The sequence below is a fragment of the Streptomyces sp. genome, from assembly GCF_035563135.1.
GTDB lineage: Bacteria > Actinomycetota > Actinomycetes > Streptomycetales > Streptomycetaceae > Streptomyces.
On sequence record NZ_DATMVN010000749.1, the window covers coordinates 1 to 6191 of the forward strand.

Below are 6191 nucleotides of genomic sequence, written 5' to 3' on the forward strand. Positions count from 1 at the left end.
GACCGCCCACGACCGCGCCGGCGAAAGTCCCTCGACCTAGCGTCCTGCCTCGCGATCCCACCGCGGCTGTCTCTCAGCCTCGAAGGACGGCTCGGGAGGCCCCCTCCTGCTTTCACGTGACGACGAAAGAGAGGACGTCGGCTCGGCAGTGCCCGGTCAGCGGAGGACCAGGGCTCCAACAACGACCGCAGCCACCATGGGAGGACGCTGGCGATACGAGCGCGCAGCCAACCCGCCGTCTCTGCCTCCGCGTTCTCTTGGGCGGACGACCCCGCGGCGAGCGGCGTCTGGTGCCGGTGACACCGAGAGGGGTGAAGGCTGCCGGTCGCGGTACTAGCAGCCCGGTGCCGGTGGGACGCCGGGTGCCTCGGGACGGGTGACATCGATCTGGGCCCATACGTGCTTGCGGTTGTCGATGACTGTCCAGCCTCGGGCGCCGCACAGGTGGGCGACCATGTGGAGGCCGAGGCCGCCGTGGGCTGGGTCTCGGTCAAGGGCCGGGGATGGCGGCCTGTCGGTGGCCGCGTCGCTGACGTTCACCAGCCAGTAGGTGCTGTAGGTGCTCAGCTCGACGCAGATCGGTGGGCGGCCGTGCCGGAGCGCGTTGCTGACGAGTTCCTCGTGGACGAGGAGCAGTCGCTCCAGCGCGCCTTCATCAGCGGTGGCGGGAGCGCCGTCGTGCATCTTGGCTGCCAGCCTGCGGCGGCTGGCGGAGACCTCCACCGCCGAGTGCGGCTCCCACCGGCCGAGCACTGTCGCGCCGAGGCTGGCCGGCGGCACGGGCCGAGGCGCCCAGTTCGGCCGCGTCATCTGATTCCTCCGAAGTCGAGCACGGAATCGACCCGTCGCTGCGACGTGGGGACCGACGACCTACGGGTAGTACCGCAACGATGATGCACCTGAAGGCGACGATCAGGGCAGTCACCTCAAGGACATGGTCGAACGGGGTGGCGCGGTGTGCTGCCGTGCGCCGAGTCGCTCTCCTTGCGCCTTCTGCCCATAGAGAGGACGGTAGGGGCAAGTCACCTCGCTGAGCCCGGCGTCCTGGCCAGGCCCTGTTCGTTGAAGCAACAGCCCTCAGGGCCGCTCGATCTTCGATGCCGTTCCCTCAGAGGGGGCTGCATTGCATCGCTTGACACGTCGCCCCAGCGGCGTGCCCATCGCGGACCTGTCCAGCTCACGCGTGGACGCCGGCCCCCATCCGGTTCCAGTAACCGGAGGATTCCCTTGACTGCTCAAGAACGCCCCGACGACCACCGCACCCAGGCTCACCGCGCCGACCAGGCGTTGGAGCAGTTGGGCCGACTCTCATTCGCCGAGCACTCGTCGCATAGCGTCCTGCAGAAGGTCGCCGACCTGACCAAGGACGTCATGCCCGGCAGCATCGAGGCTTCAGTCTCGGTGGTGGTCAACGACAAGCCATCGACCGCCGTCTACACCGGGCAGCTGGCCTTGGACTGCGACGAGAGCCAGTACGGGCACGGGTACGGCCCGTGCCTGCACGCCGCCCGCACCGGTGAGGTGACCGAAGTCCCCGACGCACGGATCGAGCCCCGTTGGGCGGACTACGCCAGGTCTGCAGCCGAGCGGGGCAGCCTCAGCTCCCTGTCGGTTCCACTGCCGGTGAGTCAGCACGTGCGGGTCGCGTTGAACATCTACTCCCGCGAGCCGCATGCCTTCGACGAGGACAGCCGGTCGGCAGCTGCCCGGTTCGCGCCCTACGCCGCAGTCGCCATCGCGAACATGCACCAGTACCAGAGCGCCAAAGCTGAGGCCAGCAACCTCCAGGTTGCTCTGCAGTCCCGAGCCGTCATCGACCAGGCCAAGGGCGTCCTGATGGAGCGTCACAAGCTGACCGCGGACCGGGCGTTCCAAGCTCTGACGCAGGCCTCGATGACGAAGAACCGCAAGCTCCGGGACATCGCGGAGCACCTGGTGCACACCGGTGAGTTCCCGCCGGCCCACTGAGGCCCCGGCTCGGCTCGCTGCAGGTCGCCGCACGGCTCGGTCGCCTCGCGGCGGGCACGAGCGGGAGCCGTACGGGCTGGCAGCGGGCACGACGGACGCGGTGAGCCCGGCACCCGGTCGGCCCGACGTGAAGCCACTGGTCGGAGCGGAGGGCGCGGGATTCGAACCCACGATGGGTGTCACCCCATAGCGGTTCTCGAGTCCTCTCATCCGCGCCATCTAAGCTGTCCGTCTACGCATCGCCGCTGGTCAGACGCCCGACCGACCCACGGCTGATGACCGCGACTCCCCACCCCGTGCCCGTCGAACGGGCACGTAGCGGGCACGGCTGAACGGCTGCACTCCTCGGCGCCTGCGGCCGCTCCGCCACTGGGACAGAGGTGGAGTTCGGAGTGACCCTGAAGGCGGCCTATGGAACATCCGGTTGCCCCGAGGGGCGGTATCGCTCCAACCGTTGGGTCGACCAGAACCCGAAGGAGGAACGGGAAGCGGGAATGACTCCCGCAGCCTGAAACGATCCTGCGGATGACGACACCGATCGGCCCTGCAGCGCAGCGACCCAACCCGGCACTCGAGCCGCTGGCACCGCTGATAGGCAACTGGCGCACGACCGGGACGCATCCGCTGGTGCCTGAGGCGACCTTCCATGGCCTCACGTCGTTCGCATGGCATGAAGGCGGCGCCTTCTTGGTGATGCGCTCGGAGATCGATGAGCCGGAGATCCCTGACGGCGTGGCGGTGATCGGCTCGGACGACGCCGCCGGCACCTTCACGATGTTGTACTTCGACGAGCGGGACATCTCTCGCCGCTACACCGTCGAGGTGGGCGACGGCGAGGTGTCGTGGCACCGCGACGAGGCGGGGTTCGCCCAGCGCATGGTCCTCACCGTCGCCGGCGATGGCAGCCGCCTCGACGCCAAGGGGACGATGTCGCACGAGGGCGGTCCCTGGGAGGACGACCTGCAGCTGACCTACGAACGCATCGACTCGTAGGACGAACTCACAGCGCACGGCCGGTACCCCCTTCGCTCCGTGACGGCACCGGAGGCCTCGTCCTCGGCGACGGGTGCGACGGAGGGCAGCGGCGGTCCCGGCCCGAGCTGACGCACTCAGCCGCGCACCTGCTCGAGTAGGCCCATGTCGTCGCGGCACGCCCAGTGCTCGACGATCAGCCCGTCGGCGACGCGCCAGATGTGGATGAACGTCCACGCCACGGGACGACCCGAGGGAGGCACATCGGCGAGCAGCGGCATCGTCGACTCTCGATGGGTGCCGTGCAGCGTCATGTGCTGCGCCACGATGTCGCCGTCGCCGATGAGATGACGCTGCTCGAGGGTGACGGGCCCGAGGTCGTGGTCGATGGTGCGCAGGATCCGAGCCAGCCCGCTGCGGCCTTGAGGACCGGCCGCGTGGTTGACCATGTCGACGGCGACAAGCTCGTCCAGGAAGGTGTCGTCGCCTACCTGCTGGCGTCGGAGCATCTCCTCGACGATCGCCCGCGCGCCGCGTCCATCCATACCGGCAAGCGTCCCACCGCAACAGCGGTTCTCGTGGGCGGCAGTGCACCACCGTCGGCGCTGGCGCCGAACTGTCCTTGAGGGGTCTGGCACCGGTCCAAACCGATTCATCACGACCCGCCCGGTGACGTACCGCGGTTGGCCCAAAAGCTCCTCGCTGCACCAGGACGGGCCTGCGTCCAGGTTCACCGAGCTGCAACCGGACGGGTCTCCGGTATCCCGGCGGTCGTATCGCGCGGACGGCGTCGTGCACAGCCGTCGCGGCGATGAGATTCGCCTGACCCCCGGGTCCAAGCTGCCGCGCACCACAACACCTCCGCCTGAAGGGATTGCCGTGATGACCGAGGTTGATCACACCGACCAGCAGAGCGGGCCCAGCGCTCCGAGACCTCACCCGAAGCTGCGCGAGCTCGACGTGCTGGAAGGCACCTGGCGGCTCGAAGGCCACGACCTCGATGGCAGCTCCCCCTTCACGGGCACGGTGACCCGACGCTGGCTTCCAGGCGGCCACTTCCTCGTGCAGACGATGAGGATCGACGGCGACGAGCACGAAGGCGCCGAGTACATCGGCTACGACCACGCCCAGCAGATGCTGCGCTCCATGTTCTTCAGCAACGAGGGACCGGGCCCGTTCTGTTCGTTTGCCCTCGAGTACTTCTGGCAGATCCAGGGGAACGGCCTCACGATCTGGCACGGGTCCAAGGACTCCCCAGCCCGCTTCCGCGGCACGATCGACCGCAACGCCGGCACGATCGAGGGACGGTGGGAGTGGCCCGGCGGCGGCTACCAGGCCACCGCGACCCGCCTTGACGCGCGCGCGTGACAGCGCACATGGGGCGATGAGTCTCCGTCCAGGATCGAGTCAGATGAACATGACGACCGGAGTGATCGACCCGAGGTACGGCGATGCGTCAGCGTCCCCGCCACCGTGGGCCGCCATCGAGCGCTTCCTGATGAACGCGCAGCTCTACTGGATCATCACCGTCCGTGCCGACGGTCGTCCGCACGCAGTACCGCTCGTGGGCGTCTGGCAGGACGGTGCGTTCGCGTTCTGCACGGGCTCCGACGAGCAGAAGCAGCGCAACCTGGACGTCAACGCCCGCGTTGCGGTGACGACCGGGAGCACCGGGGCGAACGGCTGGAACAGCGGCAAGGACGTCGTGGTCGAGGGCACCGCGGAGCGCGTGACGGATGCGGTGGAGTTGCAGACACTGGCTGCGGCCTGGTCCGCCAAGTACGGCGACGACTGGAAGTTCGACGTCCGCGGCCAGGAATTCGTCGAGCTGAGCGGTTCCGGTGGGAGCACGCACGGCGGCGCATGGGTGTACCGGGTCGCCCCGGACAAGGTCATCGCCTTCGGCGACGGGCACGGCCAGACGACTTACCGCTTCTGAGGCGCGGGGGCGCTCCTGTCGACCGCATCGATCGGCAGTCGCGCGGAGTGCCTCGACCTCCAGATCGGCTGGTGCGGCCCCGGGCATGCGGGTGTCCCACAGTGGGCCGCCGGCCGCTACGGGACACAGGGCGGCCTCAGGGACAGTGCCGTCCGCCTTCCACGCTGTCCAACGGAGTGGCACCCGACGTGACGGCCTCCGCACGCACGAGACAGAGCGGAGCATCCAGGTAGATGGGGCCCTCGCTTGAGCCGACGTTCTGGCAGAGCCAGTCTTCGTCCTCACTCGGATAAGGAACGCTGTACGGCACGGTCACGTACACGTAAGTCAGGCGGAACAGTCAGCGGCTCGTCCGCAGTGCTGACATACCAGGCGTATCCACCCGGCGGAGCACTTACGGACGCTCGACTGACCAGGCCCGACACCGCGGCGATGGCTCTCGACCTGAACTGCAAGCCCGCATGATGCGGCAAAGCCGGCAGCCCACGACGCCATCGCTCCTGTCGTCGGTACCCGGCAAAGGCATCGTGCCTCGCCTACTCGGTGGCGGCCAACGAGCGATTGGGCGTGTGCGGCGGGACGTTGCGATGAAAGGCGCCAGGCCGCCTACCCGAACTACAAGTCGGCCGCCGAGGCGAGGATTATGGCGATCACACCGAGTCCAATCAATAGCCAGGTGAGGAAGTAGAAGAGTCCTGTGTGCCGACGGATAGCGCGGAGGTCCATGGTCTGCTCACGGAGCAAATGGAGGAGGAGCGCCTCTCCGTCATGCAGGCGGCCTATCGGACTTTGGGCAGTAGAGGGGGTGAACTGTGGCTCCGTGCGAGCGGTCGGCCTTGTAGACAATCCACCGCTTCGGCTCTTGGCGACAATGGCGGCGATGGCGATAAGACAAAACGCTATGACCAGCACGCAGACAATGAGCGTTGTCACTGGATACCTACTTCCCTGTTCGGCATGTTCATTGGATCCTTCGCAGATCCTCAGGCGGGTCGGGTCACGCACCTCCTCCATGCATCGGAAGGATGGAACCCGCTCTTGACCCGAGCGGGCCTTCCGTCATCACGGGTCGGTGGACAGCCCGCGCAAGAAGCTGAACACCCAGCTCCAAGAATGCAGTCGGCTTTCTCCGGCCTCGGCGCTTGCACCTCTGCATGCGTTCCCCTGCCCAATGAGCGGCCGATTGTGTGCTGCTCGCGCATAGACGTGGGGCGCCAACCCTCAGCCGCCCCGTGAGCGGGTCCTCGACCAAAGCGCACCTAAGGTTGGCGTCGGTTGTGCAGCGCTCGGCCCAGCGGCGGACCAGTCGGTC

Annotated in this window: 6 protein-coding genes; 4 read left to right on the forward strand and 2 right to left on the reverse strand. The window is 67.8% G+C overall.

The features are described from left to right. Positions 1 to 333 precede the first annotated feature (333 nt). Positions 334 to 810, reverse strand: coding sequence for an ATP-binding protein (locus VN520_RS33495; protein ID WP_325750710.1), 477 nt, complete (start codon positions 808 to 810; stop codon positions 334 to 336). A 417-nt stretch (positions 811 to 1227) separates the two neighbouring features. Here VN520_RS33495 and VN520_RS33500 point away from each other — a divergent pair, with 417 nt between their 5' ends. Then, positions 1228 to 1968, forward strand: coding sequence for a GAF and ANTAR domain-containing protein (locus VN520_RS33500; RefSeq protein WP_325750711.1), 741 nt, complete (start codon positions 1228 to 1230; stop codon positions 1966 to 1968). Positions 1969 to 2493: 525 nt separating this feature from the next. Further along, on the forward strand, positions 2494 to 2961 hold the full coding sequence (locus VN520_RS33505) for a hypothetical protein (RefSeq protein ID WP_325750712.1): 468 nt from the start codon (positions 2494 to 2496) through the stop codon (positions 2959 to 2961). 116 nt (positions 2962 to 3077) lie between these two features. Here VN520_RS33505 and VN520_RS33510 read toward each other — a convergent pair whose 3' ends face one another. Beyond that, positions 3078 to 3485, reverse strand: coding sequence for an ester cyclase (locus VN520_RS33510; RefSeq protein WP_325750713.1), 408 nt, complete (start codon positions 3483 to 3485; stop codon positions 3078 to 3080). A gap of 337 nt (positions 3486 to 3822) precedes the next feature. On the opposite strand from VN520_RS33510, the gene VN520_RS33515 reads away from it, so the two are divergent. After that, positions 3823 to 4308, forward strand: a complete 486-nt coding sequence (locus VN520_RS33515) for a DUF1579 family protein (protein ID WP_325750714.1) — start codon at positions 3823 to 3825, stop codon at positions 4306 to 4308. 43 nt (positions 4309 to 4351) lie between these two features. Beyond that, on the forward strand, positions 4352 to 4879 hold the full coding sequence (locus VN520_RS33520) for a pyridoxamine 5'-phosphate oxidase family protein (RefSeq protein WP_325750715.1): 528 nt from the start codon (positions 4352 to 4354) through the stop codon (positions 4877 to 4879). Positions 4880 to 6191: the final 1312 nt, after the last annotated feature.

Excerpts from the sequence above, each read along its gene's own strand:
- VN520_RS33495 (WP_325750710.1), bottom strand. The coding sequence starts at position 810 with ATGACGCGGCCGAACTGGGCGCCTCGGCCCGTGCCGCCGGCCAGCCTC.
- VN520_RS33505 (WP_325750712.1), top strand. The coding sequence starts at position 2,494 with ATGACGACACCGATCGGCCCTGCAGCGCAGCGACCCAACCCGGCACTC.
- VN520_RS33510 (WP_325750713.1), bottom strand. The coding sequence starts at position 3,485 with ATGGATGGACGCGGCGCGCGGGCGATCGTCGAGGAGATGCTCCGACGC.
- VN520_RS33515 (WP_325750714.1), top strand. The coding sequence starts at position 3,823 with ATGACCGAGGTTGATCACACCGACCAGCAGAGCGGGCCCAGCGCTCCG.
- VN520_RS33520 (WP_325750715.1), top strand. The coding sequence starts at position 4,352 with ATGAACATGACGACCGGAGTGATCGACCCGAGGTACGGCGATGCGTCA.